Consider the following 18,205-nt stretch of genomic DNA (forward strand, 5'->3'; position numbering starts at 1 on the left):
TGGATGGGCACATCCGGTAACCAGCTTCACGCAAAGGCGAAGGGCGGATACCGGCCGGACACCGGCGCAGCCGATGATGGCTTCGTCGGGTCTACCCGATCGACCGAAACTCAAGGAGAACCAAATGAAAACACTGCTCGCACTGCTCGTTGCATCCGCCACCCTGGCCGGCTGCGTGGCCGTCCCCTACGACAGCGGCCGCCCGCCGCCGCGCTATCACGGCGCGCCGGGACAGGGCTATGGCGACAGGGACCGCGACGGCATACCCAACCGCTACGACCGCGATCGCGATGGAGACGGTGTGCCGAATCGCTACGACAGCCGGCCGGGGAATCCGTACCGCTATTGATCGATCGTCGATCAAGACCTCAGCAGGCTGTGAAGCTCCTGGATTGAACGCTTGGGGTGAATTCCAGGCGGCAGGTGAGGGGCGACTTGCTTCGCGAAGAACTGATCCGCCTCCGCTTTCGATTGCCACACTTCAATGATTCGCCAGCCCCCTTCGATGGGATGCGCTGCGTGAAGCACGAACCCCGGCGCCTGCTTGAGACCGTCGGAGAGTGCGCTGAACATGCCTTCGTAACCCTGCCGGGTTTGGCCTTGGACTTCTGCGGTAACCAGGACTGTCATGATTGCTCTCCTTCTTGACGCAGGGATACTGCCTACTCCGTGGGCGGAAACTCCGGGTAGCGGGGCAGGGGGTCGGCGAAGTGCACCCAGGGCAGGCGCTTCGACTCCCAGTAGTGGAGCGTGGGCGGCACCCGGCCGGGGTCGTCCAGGCTGCCGATCGTGATGTCGATGAGCCCCGGAATGTAGCCCGCGGTGAAGCTGATCTGCGTGCCGCAGCGCGCGCAGAACCCGCGGCGCGCACCCGGCGACGACTCGTAGAGGGCCGGCCCGTTGTCGGGAAAAACCACCTGCGATTCCTGGTACATCGCCCAGGCCACGGCCGGCGCTGCGTTCGCGCGCCGGCACATCGAGCAATGGCACAGCGCCGCCATCACTGGATCGCCCGTGATGCGGTAGCGAACCGAGCCGCATTGGCAGCCGCCTTCGAGAACAGAGGGGTTTGGCACGAAGTCTCCTTTTCTTGCAGATGTCAGTCTCGGTAGGGTTCGCTGCTACGGGGCGCTTGCGGAAGCTGTTTGTCCAACGATTCGCGGTAGCGCAGGCAGCCCCGGAGGAACTGTGGCCAGTCGGGCACGACAGGGACCGGATCCGAGCGCTCGGGCAGCAGCGCCCACAAGGCCGGGTGATGCCAGCACAGCGCGTGGCCCGTGCTGTCGCGATGTTCGCGGATGCCATGGCGCAACTTCTTCACTTCGGCGACCAGCTGGTCGCGCGACATGTTGTCCAGATCGGTGTCCATGCCGCCTCCTTCACAACACCACTTCGTAGTGGCGAGCGCTTCGGTCGTACTCCACCATCATGTCCTGTACTTTCCGGGGAACGACAGCCGTCTCCGCATCCTCGCCCGCGAAACCGTGGATCGCCTCGAGAGATGCCCACTGGGTGACGACCAGGAACTCCACACCCAGCGCCTGGGAGCGACGCAATATCGATGCGCTGATGAATCCGGGCATCGTGTTCAGCGCCGGAAAGGTCTCGATGCGCAGATGCTCGACATAGGCATCTGCCTGGGCCGGCTTCGCCAAGCCTCGCCAGTGACGCGAAATCATGAGTGGACCTCCATGGTGCGCGCCTCAACCTGAGGTGCACGAGTGAGCCAGCTCCCTGAGTGTTTGAACCTGCCAAGTGTGCTCGGCTTCGAAGGCCGTCGGGTCGTTGACCGCATAGCCGCCATAGGCATAGACCGAGGCATAGGCAGCATAGCCCGCCGCTTCGAGAGCCTGCCCGGCAAGTGCCTTGGCCACGGCGTAGGTCGCGGAGACTGCCGCATGGGCCGAGCCGTCGATCGAGTTGGAGCCGCGATGGCTGTTGGCCACGGCCGCGGTCTCCTGCGCGGCCTGGAGCAGCGCGGCCCGATCCGACCGGCCTTCGACAAAGGCCGCCAGAACCGAGACGCCGTCGATCGCTCTGGGGTCTTCGAGCAGGTGCTGTACGCGGCGAACACAGGCAAGACCGAAGGCGAGGCGAAGCGGCTCGTGCTGCTGCGCATCGATGCCGAGTTCGGCCGCGAGTCGTGAGAGTTCCTGGTTCATGGCAGTCTCAAAGGACTTTCCACTTGAGGAGCACGGCGGCGACCGCCGGCAGGCCGAAGATCAGCAGAAAGATCGGCAGCTCCTCGGCCACCGAATAGCCGGCCTTCGCCACCCCGATCCACATGTTGACCGCGGCGATCACGAACCAGAGCGCCACGAAGGCAATGGTCGCCGTGCGCATGGCATCCGCGAGGCCGTTGGACAGGAGTTTTGCCGCACCCAGGCATGCCGCAAGAAGCACGAACCCTCCGACGATGAAGATCAGCGTGCGCATCAAGGTCCTTTCCGGTTCAACGGAAAAGCGTAGAGGACGAACGGCTCCGGATCTTCGATGGCGCCCGCCGCCGCGTACAGGCCGCGAGCCGCCTCGTTGTCCGGCTCCGTGGCAACCCAGGCTTCGGTGCAGCCCAGCGCCCTGGCGCGCGAAAGCAATGCCGCGACCAGCCGGCGGCCGATGCCCCGGCGCTGGTGGCTGGGCGCGACGCCGACCTCGTTGATGAAGAGCTGCGCACGTTGGTCGGGGTGGATGTAGTGGACGCCGGAAGCCATGCCCACGACCTGCTCGCCATCCAGCGCGACCGCCAGATGGTGCCGCGGATCGTTCAGAAACTCCTCGGCGAGCTTCGACTGCACATCGAAGTCGAACACGTCCGGCGCAACGTTCGCAAGCACCTCGGCCTCTTCGGGACCGAGCAATCTCACGACGACGGATGTGCCTTTCATGAAGCTCTGCCGCTAGGCATCCATGACCAGCTGCGTCTGCGTGACAACGGCGCACAGCTTGCCTTCGGCGGAGCGGATCGTCGTCTGCCACACCATGGTGGTCCGCCCGCGGTGCAGGGCGAGGCATTCGCCCGTGATCGTCGTGTTCGCGCGCGCGCCGCCGATGAACTTGGTGCTGGAGTCCGTGGTCGTCGTTCGCTTGCCCTGCGGCATGTTGATGAAGGTACCGACCGCGCCGAGCGTGTCGGCGAAGGCCATGTAGGCCCCGCCATGCAGGATGCCGCCGGTGGTGCAGAGATCGGGCCGCACGGCGAGCTCGGCCACCACGCGCTCCGCTTCGAGCGCGACGATGCGCACGCCCATCAGGCCAGGGAACAGCGGGTTCAGGATCTGCTGGACGGCTTCGACGGAGGGGAGCGGCTGGGCTGTCATGGGTCGGCTCTCGTGTTCTTGATGTAGGCCGGTGCCTGCGCATGATTCTCGTAGCCGCCGTACCTGGTGGAAGAGGGGTAATACTCCGCGCCGAACTGCACCTTGCCGGCAGCCTCTTCACCGGCTTCGCTGGCAATGAAGGCGAGCATCAGATCGGTACCGGCGGAAACGCCCGCCGACGTCCAGACCTTGCCGTCCTGCACGTAGCGCTGCTCAAGCACCTCGACATCGCCGAGCGCGCGCAGGCGCTCCAGCGAGCCCCAGTGCGTCGTTGCCTTCCTGCCCGAGAGCAGGCCGGCCGCGTGCAGCACGAAGGCGCCGGTGCAGACCGACATCACCGCTCTGCAGTTCTTTGCCTGGTGGGCGACGAAGTCGACGAACACGGGGTTGTTGACTTCCCGGCGCGTGCCTTGACCCCCTGGAACGAGCAGGTAGTCCAGCGCGGGGCAATCGGCGAAGGACACATGCGGGTTGATCGACAGGCCCTTCGCGCAAGTGACGGGCCCGGGCGATTGGCTCACGATGAGGCAGTTCTGCGGGCCGTCGGCGTGCCGGCTCCACATGGTGAGCATTTCCCACGGACCCACGAAGTCGAGCTCCTCGACTTGCTCGAAGACCAGCATGCCGAAGTTCATGAAGCTTCCTTCAAGGGCCGGTATGGCTGCGCCCCGAATCGGTTCGCCGACCTGGCGCGCGCCCGTTCGGCCTCGATCTCGCGGTCGCGCGGATCGGCGGTGGTGACCAGCGACTCGATCAGGACGCGGGCCGCGGTCGCGACGTCTTCCACCGCGCGGTCGAAAGCCTCCTGATTGAGCCTGGACGGGCTGTTGAAGCCGCTGAGCTTGCGCACGAACTGCAGGGACGCAGCCCGTATTTCATCTTCCGTCGCGGGAGGTTCGAAGTTGAACAGCGTCTTGATGTTTCTGCACATGGTCGCTCCATGAGTTCGGTCTTCAAGTCTAGAAGGATACGCAGGCCATCGCTTTGACGCGCAGCACGGCCTCCTGCTGGAACTGCGCCTTGTACGCCGCGACGAGTTCCTGCACGGCGCTCTCGCTGGCCGTGTCGTCGGGATGAATGAGCTGGAGCACCTGCGACGCCTCTTGAACGATCGCGCCATCGGCGCCGCGCCACTGCCCTGACGCGGGCGACACGGTCAGGCCCTGCGGAAAGCGCGGCGTGACGTTGCCCTTCAGGAACTCGGCCCATTCCGCGGGCGTCACCACGCCGCCGCGGGGTTTGCCGGTACCGAAGAACAGCGAATCGTGGACGAGCGCCTGCTCTCCGCTTGCGCAGCCGGTGCCGTGCATCGGCGCACATGCGGTGAGCATGGCCGCCAGTACAGTGATAAGCGCGAAGCGGTCGAGGGACATCACGCCCCGCGTTTTAGCGCGTCTCTTTTCGTTTGCGCAAGCCGTAGGCCAAAAAGCCAAGCCCCAGAGCTGCGATGGGAAGCAGGTACAGCAGCACGCCGAGCCGGGGTTTGCTTCTGTCGATCACGGCCTGCGTGGGATCGGCCTTGTCCACATACACATGCACCGAGCTTCCCACCGGGAAGCGCGCCACGACCGCCTCCACCGAAGCGGCATCGCGCCATCCGTCGCCGGCAAAGAAGTAGCGATCGCTCTGGTACGCCTTACCGCCCATGTTGTAGCGGTAGACGATGCGCGGCGAGAAGGATCCGCCATGCGTGGCCGCCGTGCTGCCGCTGGATCGAACCGAGGCCTCGACGACCGTTGCGCCGACGGGGATGAAGGAGGAATGCGCTTGCGACTGCCGCACGTAGGAACCGAGCGCGGCGTAGATGAAATAGAAGGCCGCGATCAGGATGACGAGACCACCCACGGCGATGTCATAGCGGCGTGTCGGCACCGGGTATTTCCTCGAGCGCGTAGTACACGGCCTTTCCGTGCTGCCTGGCGAGGGCCACCATCTCGTCGGCGCCCGCAGACGCACCGCCGATGCGCAGGCAGCCATCGCACTGGGCGACCAGCCTGCGCGAGATGGGGTGGAAGATCTCGTTGAACACGGCATCTCCAATGCGCTTGGAGCCCGCGTGCTCGATGAGCGGAAGCGCGAACCACTCGCCCATGACGGGCAGGTGGCCGGCGCGGAACAACTGGAGCGAGGCTTCGGTCATCGCCGCGACGTTCCGGGCGATGAGCAAAGGGTCGTCGTTCGTGCCGGAACGGTAGGGGCCGGCGACCAGGATCATCTGGGGGCTCACCCTTCACTCCTGTTGGGCAGGCGGTTCTGCTCGGTGGCTTTGGTTCCGATCACGAGGGGCTGATAGAAAGCCCCATCGACACGCTTGACGTCCTGAAAGCCGGCTTTGTGCATCAGCTCGCAGAGCTTGTCGATGGAAACGGCGTAGTACTTCGACCGCATGGCGTATGTCTCGACTTCCAGAGTGGAGAGATCTTCTTCGATGAAGAAGAAGCTCAGGTCGTAGTGCTCGCCCACGAAGTCCCAGACTTGGAACAGCAGATAGCGCTTGCCGTTCTCGGTGCGAACGCCATAGGGCTTGACGAGATTCTTGCCTCGCGCTTCCAGCGCATAGTCTCTGACGGAAATGATGCATCCACCACCCGTGCGCAGGCAAGCGAACATCTGCCGGAACGCAAGCAGAAGATCATCGTCGGTGAGCAGGTGCGGCACGGAGTTGTCGCACGAGATGACCAGGTCGAATCGCGAGCCGTGAAGAGCGTGAGCCTCGCGCATGTCGCCCACCGAGAAATCGATATCGATCTTCCTGGCGCGCGCTTCATGTCTTGCTCGCTCGATCTCCTTGGCGGACAGGTCCGAGCCGGTCACCGAATAGCCACGCTCTGCGAGCGCGATGGCTTGCGTCCCGATTCCGCAGGACACGTCCAGCACGCTCCTGTGGCCTGGCCATTCGGACTCGATGAGCTTGGAGAGCTGCTCGCCTTGCCGGCGAACGCTGGCATCCCAGTCCTGGTAGATCAGGTGATAGAAGGGAGCGAGTTCGTCGTAGAAGTCCGTCATGTGCGGGCTACCCCTCACTCGGTTCGCGAAAGAGCCGGCCACCCGGCACGAGCGGCTCTGCGCATGATGGACTGAACCACCAATCGATGGAAGGGTGCGATGAGCCGGATGTACGTGCGCCCCAGGAGGTTGTGGCAATGCACGACGGTGGACACGACCAGGTAGGGCGCGCTTTCCGTGGCGACGGTCCGCGTCTGGTGCAACACCGACACCCGGAAGTCCAGGTGCTTGTCGTCTTCGCCCAGCAGGATTTCGTGCGTGCCCTTCTCATAGATCTTGAAGATGGAGATGCGGTCGTTGCGCGACCTGGAAGAAGGGCTTTTCAGATGCCCCGAGGTCTTGAGGCCGAAGCCGGCAACGAGCGTGTCACGGATTCGCATCAGGCCTGCTACCCACGGCGCTTGCTGGGAGAAGAGAAAACGCGCAAGCAGCTCGGGATCGGTGATCGCATCCTTCGGCAGGCGGACCGCGTAGGCGTCGGCCAGGTCCGTCGTCGCGTACGCGCGAGCGACGCGTGATTCGCTGGGAAGCGCCACGGAGGCGACGGACCAATCGTTGTCATGCATGGGGAGGCGCTCACACGGGACGCAACTGCTCGCTCAGCGAGCGGGTCTTCTCGGTAACGACATCGCCCGTGTGCAGCGTCGACTTGCGCTCGATCAGCATGAGATGGCATTCCTCTTCGGCCACCGGGTTGTGGCGCACGCCCTTGGGAACGACGAACATCTCGCCTTCGCCGAGCTCGACCGGGCCGCTTTCCATTTCGATGCGCAAGTGACCCTTGAGCACGAGGAAGAGCTCGTCCTCGTTCTCATGGCTGTGCCAGGCCAGCGAGCCGCGAACCTTGGCGACCTTGATGTAGGCGTCATCGACCTCCGCGACGACGCGCGGCGACCAGAACTCGGTGAGCGAAGCAGCGACCTGCTTGGGGGAGGCGACATTCGGCATGGATTCTTTCTGTGGGGTGAGCGTCAACTGGAGCGAACACGCGAGGCTTCGATCTTCCCGAGCAGCCATTGCAGCCCCGCCAGGTGCTGCTGGTCATGGCTGCAAAGATAGTGCACCAGGCTGCGCAGCGACAACGGGCCGTAGCCTTCGAACTCCGCGGTGCGATCGAACTGTTCGTCGCTCAAGCCGGTGATGAGCGCGAGGGTCTTCGTTCGTGCCTCCCTGAAAGAGGCAAAGACGGCGGCCGTATCGGCCGTGGCGTAGGAGCGCGACTTGGCAAGCTCCTCGCTTTCGATGGATGCGAGCAAGGGGTTGGACTCATTCAGCGTGCGCTGGAAGCGCACGTGATAGCCCTCGATCTCGATGTCGCGCACATGGCAGACCTGCTCGATGGCGGTGAATGCTTCGCTGGGCACGCCATCCCAGGACGGCGGTGCCCAGTGCTTGAACGCCGCCGGAATGGCGGCGTAGTGCGCCTCCAGCTGTTGTGGGAAGCTTTCGAGTGCGTGGAGCGTGATGGGGTTCATGAGAATTGCGTGAGCTGCGACTGCCGGCCTCAGGCTTGTGAACGCTTCCGGGCCGTGACTTCGATCTCGATCTTCATGCGCGGGTCCGCCAGCCCGGCAGAGATCATCATCGCCGCCGGGCGCACCTCGCCGAAGTACTTGCGCAGCACCGGCCAGCATGATTCGAACTCGGCGCCGTTCGGCAGCACGTAGGTGACACGCACCACGTCCTTCATGTTCGCATCGGCCCGCTGCAGCGCGGACTCGATGTTCTTCAGGCACTGCTCGGCCTGCTCGACCACGCTGTCCGAGATGGTCATCGTTGCGTAGTCGAAGCCCGTGGTGCCTGAAACAAACACCCAGTCGCCATCGACGACGGCGCGCGAGTAGCCGATCTGCTCTTCGAAGGTGGAACCGGAGCTGATGAGTTTTCGGGTCATGGGGTATCCATCGAGGTGAAGTGGAGGAAAAGATCGAAGGCAGGCGTTCTTATCGAAAGAAGTTCAGGCATCTTGTGGCTCGACACCTGACTCTCCTGCGAACTGAGGCAAGGCATCGTTGATGGTGTGCCATGCTGCCTTGTGGCTGACGAAGTAGTGAGCGGAGGGTTTGGCCGGTAGCTCGCCCTCGATAGCGCCCGCGGGAACGCCAACTACATTGGAGAAGCGAGCGTCGCTGGTGTAGACGTGCGAGCCGCAGACCTTGCAAAAGTGGCGCGTGACATTCTCGGTGGCCTGGAAGACTGAAAGAGAAGCCTGCCCTGAGAGGCTGAGTGCTTCCTTGGCGAAACTCACCCAGGTGGTGAACGCGGCGCCGCTCAAACGACGGCACTGCCCACAATGGCATTGGACGACACTTCGTGGTGTGCCCCCACAGCGGAACCGGACTGCTCCGCAGCAGCAGCCGCCGGTTGCGACGATGGGTGCGGGTGCTTTCATGAGGGGTGTGAAGAAAGCGCCTAAGGGTTGACGCAAGCGGCGCCGCTGGGCGTCTGCTTGATTGATGGGTTAGCGAAGTAATCGGCCCGCTTGCGCCGCAAATCGCCCCGAAGAAACACGTGGCGTGTCGCGCCAGATCGTGGCACGGTGGAGCGTGGCGCCGGGGAAGACCGAAGCAGCAATGGTGCAAATTGCCCGCGGGTTAGCGTGGTCTTGGGCTGCGTCATCGACATTGGTGAATCGTCATGCGGGTTGTTGGCTCGCACGGCGATATCCCGTTTGAGAGAGTGATCAAGACGACGTACCCGATCCGGCGCCACGTTCCAACCTCAATCATGGAGGACCCCATGGCGCAACGCAACCGGATGATCTCCCGAGGCGGTCTCAGCCTCACCCACCCCAACGCGGCCGGCATCGACATCGGCTGTGCCTCGCACTTCTGTGCGGTGCCACCGGAGCGCGACGACGAGCCCGTGCGCGAATTCAAGAGCTTCACCGCCGATCTCGAGCGCCTGGGCGACTGGCTCGATGCCTGCGGCGTGGACATCGTGGCCATGGAGTCCACCGGCGTGTACTGGATACCGCTGTTTGAACTGCTGGAGCGGCGCGGCTTCACCGTGTTATTGGTCAACGCGCGTCACGTCAAGAACGTCTCGGGGCGCAAGAGCGATGTCATGGATTGCCAGTGGTTGCAACAACTCATGAGCTTCGGGCTGTTGCGCGGCGCGTTCCGCCCGGCCGATGAGGTCTGCGTACTGCGTGCGCTGACCCGCCAGCGCGCCACGATCCTGCGCACTCAGGCACGCCATGTGCAGCACATGCAAAAGGCGCTGACGCAGATGAACATTCAACTGGCCAACGCCATCTCCGATGTGGCCGGCGAGACCGGACAGAAGATCCTGCGCGCCATCGTGGCTGGCGAGCGCGACGGTCGCAAGCTCGCCGCACTGAAGAACTCCCGCATTCACGCCAGCGAGAGCGAGATCGCCGCCAGCTTGCAGGGCAGTTGGCGCGCAGAACATCTGTTCGCACTCAAGCAGGCGTTGGACGCCTTCGACTTCTGCGGCACCCAGCTCGGCCAATGCGACAGCGAGATCGAGGCCCAACTGCAGCGCCTGCACACCCACGATGGCGACCCCGCCAAGGGCAAGAAGCGTGGCCGCGCTCGCAATGCCCCGAGGTTCGATCTACGCAAGCAACTGTTCCAGATGTGCGGGGTGGACTTGACCCGCATCGATGGCATTGACGTCACCACTGCACTGGTCGTCATCTCCGAGATCGGTGCCGACCTGGCACGCTTCCCCAGCGACAAACACTTCGCCTCGTGGCTGGGCTTGTGTCCAGGAACGAAGATCACCGGAGGCAAGGTGATGAGCGGCAAGACCAAGCGCTGCGCCAACCGCGCCGCACAGGCCCTGCGTCTGGCAGCCGCCGCGCTGCGCTCCAGTCACTCGGCATTGGGTGCGTACTTCCGGCGTCTGTGCTCACGCATGGACAAAGGAAAAGCTGTCACTGCCGCTGCTCACAAACTCGCACGGCTGATCTACGCGATGCTCACCAAGGGCGAGGAATACACCGATGCAGGGCAAGACTACTTCGAGGCGCGCTACCGCGAGCGCGTGCTGCGAAACCTCACCGAACGCGCAAAGAAACTCGGCATGCAGATCGTGCCCGTCGCTCAATCCGCATGAATACACCGTTAAGAATCAATCACTTGCGCGGTGTTTCTTGAGAGACCGCATACTGCCACCGCAGACCATGCGGGAGTGAACGCGGGCCGAAGACGAAGTGTAGGACGCGACGGCGGCTCTTGCCTGCGGCCTTGGACGACGCGTGCAACAGCAGGGGGCGCATGACGAGGGCCGCTCCTTGCTCGGCTTGGCACCTCATCTCTGTGGCTGCGTTGCGGGTGAGAACGGCAACGTTGGGCTCAATGCGGCCGTGAAGATGCGAACCAGGGACAACACGAAGAGGGCCGTCATCCGCTGTACAGGCGTCAAGATGGACGCGCACGGCGACCAATTGCTCCAGGAGGTCGACAGGCGCTTGAACGAAGAGCGATCCCTCCTTTTCCGACCAGCCGCGAAGGCTTGGTTCGTCGACCCGATCAGCGACGGGAATGCTGAGATCCTGGTGTATGGGCACCAGCCAGTTGTGTGCGAGGGACTTCTCGAAGTACGTGCATTGGACGGCAACATGCTCTGTCGGAACCAGCAAGGATGGAGCCATGTGCTGGCGAAGGCGCCGCGCCAGCGAGGCGCACCACGATTGCGGCAGCAGGCAACGCGTGCCGCCTGAGGGTGTGCTGGGTTGCAAGTGGGCAGAGATGGATTCGCATTCTTCTGCCCGTAGCACGTCCGGGACGAGCGAGAAGCCTTCAGCCGCGAACGAATCGGCCTGCGAACGGAAACCGATCGGACGAGGTGATTCGCTGAAACGACAGGTTGGCCGGGTCACATGCGGCCCTGGCATCAAGACGGTTGCGGACCGTCGTAGCCCTCGATGATGACCAGGTCGATGGTGGAAACAGGCACACGCAACTTGAGCGCTTCCTGATACTCGGCCGACTTCCAGCAGTCGAGGGCAGCCTGGTACGACGGGAACTCGATCACGACGTTGCGCGTGCGGCTGGTGCCCTCGGGATTCTCGAAGCGGCCGGCGCGCACGAGGAAGTGCGCCCCGAATATCTTGAAAGGCTTTGCATTGGCTTCGACGTAAGCCTTGTAGGCCTCCGTGTCGGCGACGTCGACCCGGGCGATCCAGTATCCCTTTGGCATTTGCGTTCTCCTTCGATCGCAGGAATTCTTGCTCAATTGCCGGGAGGCCGGCAACTCAACGCGGAAACTTGAGGCACCTGAGACGTTGACGGCTCAAGTGGGCTTGAGGCGCACGACGGGTCGCTGCGGCTTGCGACGCGCAACTTCCTTGAAGCCCACGCGGTCGTACATCGACTTGGCACCGAACCACATCTGATCGTCATTGGCCCGGCCGGGTTTGTCCACGGGGTAGGCCTCGAGCAGCTTGGCGCCCTGTTTCCTGGCGTAGGCAATGGCTCCGTCGAGGAGCGCCTGCGCCACGCCCTGGCCGCGATGCTCGGATGGCACAACGAAACAGATGATCGACCAGACGGGCCGGTCGTCGACCGCCTTCATCACGGGTGAGCGCTTGAGCCTGGCATATTCCTCGCGTGGGCCGAGCGATACCCAGCCGACCGGGACTTTGCCGCGATAGCCGATGAGGCCTGGTGGCGTGCCGGCGTCCACGAGTTCTTTCAGGTCCGCGCGATCGGCGTGAGCACGCGTTGTCCCTGAGGGCAAGGCTCCGTGAGCGCCGCTTCGGCGGTAGTGCATGCACCAGCACCCACGAGCCACCGAGCACCCCTTGGCATTGAACAGCGCTTCGAGGTCAGGCCAGCGCTCGGGCGTGAGGGGCAGGACTGTGAGCTTCATGGGGCCTGCTCAGGGCGCCATGTCGGCATGCGCGGGCCACTCTTCACTTCGCCGCCTCCACCTTCACCCGCCCATTCGGCACCTCCCCGAACATCTCCGGCGCATACAAGGCCTCGACCCGGCTCGGCGGCAGCGCAAAGTCCCCGACGTTGTTCAGGCGAACCGTGTACTCCATCTTCACCGCCCCCTTCGGCAGGTGCTGGTAGTAGCTGCGGAAGGCCTCGAAGCTGCGTTCCTCGAAAGCCGGCCAGCCGGCGCCGGAGCGCTTCTCGCCCTGCGTCGCGATCTGCGAATCGCGGCCCAGGCCGCCGCCGAGGATGGTGGCGCCGCCGGGGATCGGGTCGGTGATCGCGACCCAGGTCATGTCGGCGCTGGCGTTGACTTCCAGGCTCACGCGCAGCACGTCGCCGCGCGTGTAGATGCCCTGCACGGCCTGCTCGACCGGGGTGATGGTCTTCTTGATCGCATAGCCGGCCGCGAAAGGCGCCTTGAGCTGCACGGCAGCGATGGACTGCAGCGTGAGCCAGGGCTTGCCGCTGCCGGACTGCGTGACCAGCAAAGTGTCGCGCGCCGCGTTCGATGCCGGCCAGGGCAGGAACATGGCGTTGTTGCGCAGGTTGCCCGGCGAGGCGGGGGCGCCGAAGGCCGTGGTCTGGTTCGGCGCGCCGTCGGCGTCGCTGGTCTTGACGCGCTCGACCTTGCGCCAGTCCACCTGGGCCTTGATGGCGCCGAGGTTGGCCGCGGTGATGCCCGCGACCGGCGCGCTTTCGAACTGCTTCGAGAATTTTTCCAGCGCCAGCCCGCCCCACAGGTTGGCGGTGGTGGTGTGCCACGCGCCGTTCTGCTGGCGGCCGATGAAGCCGGTGGCCAGCTTGCCGATGTCGTCCTTCCAGGCCGGATCGTCCAGCACGGTGAGCAGCAGGCGTGCGGTGTTGACGTCGCCGTTGGTCATCAGCCACCACCAGTAGTCCTCGCGCTCGGTGCTGAAGACCAGCTTGGTCCCTTGATAAGACAGGCGCGCCTTGAGCACGTTGTCCGCCTCGGCCATGCGCTGCTGGCGCTGCGGCACGTCTTGCACGCGCTTGAGGATGTTGAGCCAGTCGATGACGGCGCTGGTCGGCCACTGGTTGGGCGCGATGGTGATGCTGCCGGCCATGCGGCCCTGCGCCTTGCCGTAGCGCGAGAGCGCTTCCAGTGCGGCGAGCTTGCGCACGTCGAGATCCTTCTGCGGGCTCCAGAACTCGCGCTGGATCCTGCCTTCGACGAAGGCGATCAGGCCCTGCTCCATGGGCGCGCGCGCCGCATCGGGCAGCGCGAAGGCCGGATCGAGCGCCGCCGCTTCGTGCGTGGCCGCGAGCAGGTAGGCCGTCAGGATGTCGCTGCCGCGGTTGGCTTCACCGTCGCGCGGCGGGAAGTAGTTGGCCAGGCCGTCGCTGTCGAGGTAGCTCGGCAGCTGCGCCACCACCGTCTGCCAGGCCTTGCCGTCGCGCAGGCCGATGGACTTGCTGGCCTTCTGCTCCAGGCAGGCATAGGGGTAGGCGGCGAACCAGTCGCGCACGCCCGTCAGGCCTTCGGCCAGCCGGGGCTGCAGGGAAAGCTTCAAGCCGCCGCGGCCGGGCAGGGCGTCGGCGGGCGGCGCCACGTCGAGCGTGAAGGGCCCGTCGAGCTGCACCAGCGTGGCCTGCTGCACCGTCAGCGGCACGCCCGGCACGATGCGCTGGCGCAGCTTGAGCGCATCGCGCGCGCCGCCGATCGTGTCCTTGGCCTCGATCTCCCACAGCAGCGCCTCGGCGCGCGTCTGCGCGAGCTGCGCGGGCGCGGTCACGCTCCATGCGAGCTCGCGCGCCTCGCCGGGCGGGATATCGACCGTCTGCGCCTCCAGCTTGAGGAGCGTGGCACGCGGCGTGGCTTCGACCTTCATCGCCTTCTGCGTCGTATTGCGCAGCGTGATCTGGGCGCGGAACTGGTCGTCCTCGCGCACCAGCGGCGGCAGGCCGCTGACGATCTGCAGGTCCTGCGTGGCCTGGATCGAGGTCTGGCCGGTGCCGAACAGGCCGGTGCCCGCGTCGGCCACCGCGACGATCTTGAAGGTGGTCAGCGCGTCGTTGAGCGGCACCGTCACCGTGGCCTGTCCGTTGGCGTCGAGCACCACCGCCGGGTTCCACAAGAGCAGGGTGTCGAGCAGCTCGCGCGTCTGGCCCTTGCCGCCGCCGCCGCCCGCGGGCACAGCCTTGCGGCCGTAGTGCCGACGGCCGACGATTTCCATCTGCGCCGTCGAGGTGCTCACGCCCCAGCTGCGCCGCTGCAGCATGGCTTCGAGCAGCTTCCAGCTGTCGTTGGGCATCAGTTCCAGCAGCGCCTGGTCGACCGCGGCCAGCGCCACCTCGGCGCCGGCGGCTGGCTTGCCGTCGGGCAGCTTGGCCGAGATGGTGACCAGCGCCTTGCCGCGCACCGGATAGCTGGGCTTGTCGCTCGACACCTTGACCTCGATCTGATGCGCCTGCGTGCCGACGCGGATCTCGGCCAGGCCCAGCCGGTAGGCCGGCTTGCTCAGGTCGACCAGCGCGGTCGGCGCCACGTACTCCTTGCCCTCGTACCAGAAGGCGGTCCACCATTCGCGCGGCGCCTTGAAGCCCCAGGTGAAGAAGCTGTACCACGGCACTTCGCGCAGCCGGCCGCGCAGCGCGAGCACGCTCACGTAGGCGTTGGGCCCCCACTCGGGCTTGACCCGCAGGCTCACCGTCGGATCCTGGCCGTTGAGCTGCACCACCTGCGTCTCGATCACGCCCTCGCGCTCCACCGACACCAGCGCAGTCGCAAAGCGGAAGGGGCTGCGCACCTGGAACTTGGCCGTCTCGCCGGGCTGGTAGCTCTTCTTCTCGGGCAGCACGTCGATGCGGTCGTGGTCCTCGCCGCCGAACCAGAGCTCGCCCTGCTTCGTGACGTAGACCGAGCTCGCGGCGCGGCTGTCGCGGCCGTCTTTGTCGGTGGCGCTGGCGATCAGTTCGACCTGGCCGGCTTCCTTGAGCTCGGCCTCGCACAGCAGCAGGCCGCGCGCATCGCTCTTGCCGCTGCACACGGTGCCGATCTCCTTGACCTCGGTCTTGTTGTCATAGGTGTAGAAGCCGCCCACCATGCGCTTGCGGCTGGTGGTGGTGATGCGCGCGATGGCACGCACGTTGAGCGTCACGCCTTCCTGCGGCTTTCCGCTCAGTCCAAGCGCCAGCGCCTGGAACTTGAGCTTCTGGCTGGTCGAGACCCAGCCCTCGGTCTTGATGCCGGCGATCACGGCCGCGGGCCACAGCGTCTGCACGCTGCGCAAGGTCTGCACCTCGCCGTTGGGGTCGGAGTAGGTGGCTTCGAGCAGCAGCTCGCGCGGCGTGGCCTTGGCAACGGGAATCTTCTCGATCGTGAGCTTGCCGGCGCCGTCCTTGCTGAGCGTGAGCGGCAGCTTGTCGGCGATCACCCGCAGGTCCTGTGCGGCCGAATCGGATTCGTCGGCGTCGACCGCGATGAGGCCATCCTTGCGCGGCGGCGAGAAGCTGAAGGCGTCGAAGTCGGCGAACGAGAGGCTTTTGGCTCGCACCGCCGCCGACACGCGCACCGGCAGGTTGGCCGCGGCGCCGCCGGCCACGTAGTTGATCTGCACCTCGGTGGGCAGCGAAGTCGCGGCCACCAGCGGTTTCTTCTCGCTGGGCGCGATGCGGCCTTCGAGCACCGGCAGGCGGAACTCCTCGACGCGGAACTGGCCGGTGCTGGAGCTGCGCATGCCGCCTTGGTCGCCGTCCGTGCCTTCCTTGCCGCTCTTGAGCTCGACCTGGTAGACGCCGAGCTTGGCCGCGGACGGAATCGCGAAAGTGTTCTCGCCGCTCTGCCCGCCGGTCGCGGTCTTGCGCCACTTGAGCGGCTGGGTGTACTGCTGGCCGCTGCCCACATGCGTCACGACCAGCGTGTCCGGCAGGGTCTGCGGCAGCCCGAATCCCTTGCTGGTCTGGGTGCGGATCAGGTGCTTCATCGACACGGTTTCGCCGGCGCGCAGCAGCGTGCGGTCGAACACCGTGTGGGCGACGCGGTCGGGCTGCGGCTCCAGGCTGGTCGGCACGTTGAAACGCCAGGGCTCGATGCCGCGCTGCCAGTCGCTCCAGGTGAAGGCGAGGTCTTCCACGCCCTTGTCGTCCTTGGCGCGGGCGCTCACGAAGTAGGCGTCGCCGCTGTAGTCGTCTTCGGTGGAGCAGCTCGGCGCGTTCGGCGCGATGCCGGCGAGCTGCACCAGCCCGCGCGCATCGGTGCTGCCCGCAGCCACCTCGCGGCCGTTGCAGTCCGAGACGCGCACGGTGGCGTTGGCCACCACCTTGCCCTTGTCCAGCGTCGTGACCCAGGCCACCGCGTTCTCGCGCCCCAGCTTGAAGTGCACCGCGAGGTTGGTGGCCAGCGCCGTGGTGCGCACGTACATCGTGCGGCCGGTGCCGTAGCGCTCGTCGAGCAGCGCGTCGCCGAGTTTTTGCGATGCGATCTCGAGCACGTGGAAGCCGGGCGTGAGCGGGATGCCGATCACCTCGAAGGGCCGCGGATCGCCGCCCTCGGCCTTGGGCATGTCCAGCGTCTTCACGTTGGCCTGGCCGCCGAGCAACGAGACCATGCGGGTCTGGATGCGCTCGCGCTCGTCCTTGTCGATCACCTTGGGCAGCGCACCCTTCACGTCGCGCGCGGCCTCCTTGCGGTCGATCGTGTAATTGCTGTCATAGCGCCGGACCTTGCGGAACCACGCGATGATCTCGGCGTCGGTCTTCGGGTTCATGTCGCTGACCTTGCCCGGGGTGAGCGCCTGCACCTGCAGCGCGGGCTCGACGCGCCGCACCGTCACCGGCATCAGCGCCGCGCCGCCGGGCTCGGCCAGGCGCTCGACCACGCCGAAAGGCGAGGCGGCGAACTTGGCCAGCGGCGGCATGGCGCCGGTCGCGACCTTGAGCGGAAAGCTGTCGGGCGAGGCCAGCGCGCGGCCCGAGGCATCCACGAACTTCGCCGGCAGCTCGATCGTGAAGGGCGTCTGCTCGGCGAAAGGCGGTGGGAAGCTCACCGAGTCGACCACCGCATCCTCGGCTGCGTTCTCGTCGTCGAACTTCGGCTTGATCGTCTTGCCGCCGCCTTTGAGCGTGATCTGCGCCGCCAGCTTGCGCGACACCGGCGCATTGAACTGCAGCACCATCGGCTTGAGCGGCAGGCAGGCCGACTGCGCGCTCTCGCGCTCGCAGCTGAAGGACACGGCGAAGGGCTCGCGCACCTGGAAGCTGAGCCGCCGCTCGATGTTGTTGAGCACGCCCGAGGGCGTGGCGACGCCCTTGCCGTAGACCAGCTGCACGCGGCCGCCCGGCGTCAGCGTGCGATTGCACTGCAGCGTGACGAAGCGCAGCGGCGTCTTCTCGGCTTCCTTGTCGCGGCTGAAGGCCTTGAGCAGGGCAGTGCGTTGCTCGCCCTCGACGAGCTTGACCGGAATGCGCTCGCCGACGCCGTCGGCCTGGCACCATACGTTCTCGCGCACGCTCTCGAGCGTGGCCGGCCCGTTGAGTTCGAGCATGAACTGCTGCTCTTCGTCGATCTTGCCGTAGCTCGGCTGGTGGTTGCGCACGAAGGGGCCGCCGCTGTTGAACTGGTAGCGCTCCGGGCCGGTGAGGTCGGCGCCGGAAGCCGACTTGAACGAACTCACCCGTGTCACCGTGCAGCGCACGCCGGGCGGCAGGTCGTTCTCGAAGTCGTACACCCACTGCTTCTCGCCGGCCCAGCGACCGGTGCCCTTGGCCGCCTGCGCGTCGGTGCAGCTCACGGCCAGCGGGGCGGGTGCCTTGGGGTCGCCGAAGTTGACGGCCGCCTGGTCGAACTTGGCCACCACCTGCCGGATGCGCGCCACCTCGCCCTGCGGCGTGAGGCTGGTGATCTGCAGCGCATGGGCGCCGAGAGAGATAAAGGCCAGTGCGGCGGCCGCGAGGGCACGCGTTGTCGTTCTCGTTTTCAACAGACTTCTCCTTCGGGGCGCGAGCGTAGCG

Annotated in this window: 25 protein-coding genes; 2 read left to right on the forward strand and 23 right to left on the reverse strand. The window is 65.6% G+C overall.

The genetic code is table 11. The features are described from left to right. Positions 1–124: 124 nt before the first annotated feature. Positions 125–349 (forward strand): hypothetical protein, encoded by a 225-nt coding sequence (locus ACSQ9I_RS07035; RefSeq protein ID WP_436292566.1) that lies wholly within the window; start codon positions 125–127, stop codon positions 347–349. Between the two features lie 11 nt (positions 350–360). Here the strand turns inward: ACSQ9I_RS07035 and ACSQ9I_RS07040 are convergent, their stop codons facing one another. From ACSQ9I_RS07040 to ACSQ9I_RS07130, 19 genes are all read right to left on the reverse strand, one after another. Continuing rightward, positions 361–630, reverse strand: a complete 270-nt coding sequence (locus tag ACSQ9I_RS07040) for a hypothetical protein (RefSeq protein ID WP_436312687.1) — start codon at positions 628–630, stop codon at positions 361–363. A gap of 32 nt (positions 631–662) precedes the next feature. After that, positions 663–1,076 carry a GFA family protein gene (locus tag ACSQ9I_RS07045; protein ID WP_436312688.1) on the reverse strand — a complete coding sequence of 138 codons (414 nt, stop codon included), beginning with the start codon at positions 1,074–1,076 and terminating at the stop codon, positions 663–665. Between the two features lie 23 nt (positions 1,077–1,099). Next, complete coding sequence (locus ACSQ9I_RS07050) at positions 1,100–1,369, reverse strand: hypothetical protein (RefSeq protein WP_436312689.1); 270 nt, start codon at positions 1,367–1,369, stop codon at positions 1,100–1,102. A 10-nt stretch (positions 1,370–1,379) separates the two neighbouring features. Continuing rightward, positions 1,380–1,679: an antibiotic biosynthesis monooxygenase family protein gene (locus tag ACSQ9I_RS07055; RefSeq protein ID WP_093106780.1), complete on the reverse strand. Its 300-nt coding sequence runs from the start codon at positions 1,677–1,679 to the stop codon at positions 1,380–1,382. A 24-nt stretch (positions 1,680–1,703) separates the two neighbouring features. Then, positions 1,704–2,162: a hypothetical protein gene (locus ACSQ9I_RS07060; protein ID WP_436312690.1), complete on the reverse strand. Its 459-nt coding sequence runs from the start codon at positions 2,160–2,162 to the stop codon at positions 1,704–1,706. Positions 2,163–2,169: 7 nt separating this feature from the next. Further along, a complete protein-coding gene (locus tag ACSQ9I_RS07065) occupies positions 2,170–2,436 on the reverse strand; it encodes a hypothetical protein (RefSeq protein WP_436303107.1) in 267 nt (88 codons plus the stop codon). After that, entirely contained in the window at positions 2,436–2,885 is a 450-nt protein-coding gene (locus ACSQ9I_RS07070) for a GNAT family N-acetyltransferase (protein WP_436312691.1), read from the reverse strand. Before ACSQ9I_RS07070 ends, ACSQ9I_RS07065 begins: the two co-directional genes overlap by 1 nt. Positions 2,886–2,897: 12 nt before the next feature. Continuing rightward, positions 2,898–3,317, reverse strand: a complete 420-nt coding sequence (locus ACSQ9I_RS07075) for a PaaI family thioesterase (RefSeq protein ID WP_436303108.1) — start codon at positions 3,315–3,317, stop codon at positions 2,898–2,900. Continuing rightward, positions 3,314–3,952 (reverse strand): DJ-1/PfpI family protein, encoded by a 639-nt coding sequence (locus ACSQ9I_RS07080; RefSeq protein ID WP_436312692.1) that lies wholly within the window; start codon positions 3,950–3,952, stop codon positions 3,314–3,316. Before ACSQ9I_RS07080 ends, ACSQ9I_RS07075 begins: the two co-directional genes overlap by 4 nt. Further along, the gene (locus ACSQ9I_RS07085; RefSeq protein WP_436312693.1) at positions 3,949–4,248 is read right to left on the reverse strand and encodes a DUF2277 domain-containing protein; all 300 of its coding nucleotides are present in this window, start codon (positions 4,246–4,248) and stop codon (positions 3,949–3,951) included. The genes ACSQ9I_RS07080 and ACSQ9I_RS07085 overlap by 4 nt, the downstream gene beginning before the upstream one ends. 28 nt (positions 4,249–4,276) lie before the next feature. Further along, positions 4,277–4,690 (reverse strand): DUF3574 domain-containing protein, encoded by a 414-nt coding sequence (locus ACSQ9I_RS07090; protein WP_436312694.1) that lies wholly within the window; start codon positions 4,688–4,690, stop codon positions 4,277–4,279. A gap of 13 nt (positions 4,691–4,703) precedes the next feature. Then, positions 4,704–5,189 carry a DUF3592 domain-containing protein gene (locus ACSQ9I_RS07095; protein WP_436312695.1) on the reverse strand — a complete coding sequence of 162 codons (486 nt, stop codon included), beginning with the start codon at positions 5,187–5,189 and terminating at the stop codon, positions 4,704–4,706. Further along, entirely contained in the window at positions 5,170–5,544 is a 375-nt protein-coding gene (locus ACSQ9I_RS07100) for a DUF4406 domain-containing protein (protein ID WP_436312696.1), read from the reverse strand. The genes ACSQ9I_RS07095 and ACSQ9I_RS07100 overlap by 20 nt, the downstream gene beginning before the upstream one ends. After that, a complete protein-coding gene (locus ACSQ9I_RS07105; protein ID WP_436312697.1) occupies positions 5,541–6,365 on the reverse strand; it encodes a class I SAM-dependent methyltransferase in 825 nt (274 codons plus the stop codon). The genes ACSQ9I_RS07100 and ACSQ9I_RS07105 overlap by 4 nt, the downstream gene beginning before the upstream one ends. Next, on the reverse strand, positions 6,338–6,889 hold the full coding sequence (locus ACSQ9I_RS07110) for a DUF2867 domain-containing protein (RefSeq protein ID WP_436303115.1): 552 nt from the start codon (positions 6,887–6,889) through the stop codon (positions 6,338–6,340). The genes ACSQ9I_RS07105 and ACSQ9I_RS07110 overlap by 28 nt, the downstream gene beginning before the upstream one ends. A 10-nt stretch (positions 6,890–6,899) precedes the next feature. Beyond that, positions 6,900–7,271, reverse strand: a complete 372-nt coding sequence (locus ACSQ9I_RS07115; RefSeq protein WP_436312698.1) for a cupin domain-containing protein — start codon at positions 7,269–7,271, stop codon at positions 6,900–6,902. Between the two features lie 23 nt (positions 7,272–7,294). Then, positions 7,295–7,798, reverse strand: a complete 504-nt coding sequence (locus ACSQ9I_RS07120) for a DinB family protein (RefSeq protein WP_436312699.1) — start codon at positions 7,796–7,798, stop codon at positions 7,295–7,297. A 29-nt stretch (positions 7,799–7,827) separates the two neighbouring features. Further along, positions 7,828–8,217, reverse strand: a complete 390-nt coding sequence (locus ACSQ9I_RS07125) for a RidA family protein (RefSeq protein ID WP_436303119.1) — start codon at positions 8,215–8,217, stop codon at positions 7,828–7,830. Between the two features lie 63 nt (positions 8,218–8,280). Further along, positions 8,281–8,715, reverse strand: coding sequence for a GFA family protein (locus tag ACSQ9I_RS07130; protein ID WP_436312700.1), 435 nt, complete (start codon positions 8,713–8,715; stop codon positions 8,281–8,283). Between the two features lie 347 nt (positions 8,716–9,062). Here ACSQ9I_RS07130 and ACSQ9I_RS07135 point away from each other — a divergent pair, with 347 nt between their 5' ends. Beyond that, on the forward strand, positions 9,063–10,406 hold the full coding sequence (locus ACSQ9I_RS07135; protein ID WP_436312701.1) for an IS110 family transposase: 1,344 nt from the start codon (positions 9,063–9,065) through the stop codon (positions 10,404–10,406). 19 nt (positions 10,407–10,425) lie between these two features. On the opposite strand, the gene ACSQ9I_RS07140 is transcribed toward ACSQ9I_RS07135, so the two are convergent. From ACSQ9I_RS07140 to ACSQ9I_RS07155, 4 genes are all read right to left on the reverse strand, one after another. Beyond that, on the reverse strand, positions 10,426–11,187 hold the full coding sequence (locus tag ACSQ9I_RS07140; protein WP_436312702.1) for a phytanoyl-CoA dioxygenase family protein: 762 nt from the start codon (positions 11,185–11,187) through the stop codon (positions 10,426–10,428). Next, a complete protein-coding gene (locus ACSQ9I_RS07145; protein WP_436312703.1) occupies positions 11,187–11,492 on the reverse strand; it encodes a DUF1330 domain-containing protein in 306 nt (101 codons plus the stop codon). Before ACSQ9I_RS07145 ends, ACSQ9I_RS07140 begins: the two co-directional genes overlap by 1 nt. A gap of 93 nt (positions 11,493–11,585) precedes the next feature. Beyond that, positions 11,586–12,164, reverse strand: coding sequence for a GNAT family N-acetyltransferase (locus ACSQ9I_RS07150; RefSeq protein WP_436312704.1), 579 nt, complete (start codon positions 12,162–12,164; stop codon positions 11,586–11,588). 43 nt (positions 12,165–12,207) lie between these two features. Continuing rightward, positions 12,208–18,174: an alpha-2-macroglobulin family protein gene (locus ACSQ9I_RS07155; RefSeq protein ID WP_436312705.1), complete on the reverse strand. Its 5,967-nt coding sequence runs from the start codon at positions 18,172–18,174 to the stop codon at positions 12,208–12,210. Positions 18,175–18,205 lie beyond the last annotated feature (31 nt).

Origin of the sequence: Variovorax sp. LjRoot84, from assembly GCF_964254305.1 — a bacterium.
In the GTDB taxonomy this organism is placed as follows: Bacteria; Pseudomonadota; Gammaproteobacteria; order Burkholderiales; family Burkholderiaceae_C; genus Variovorax.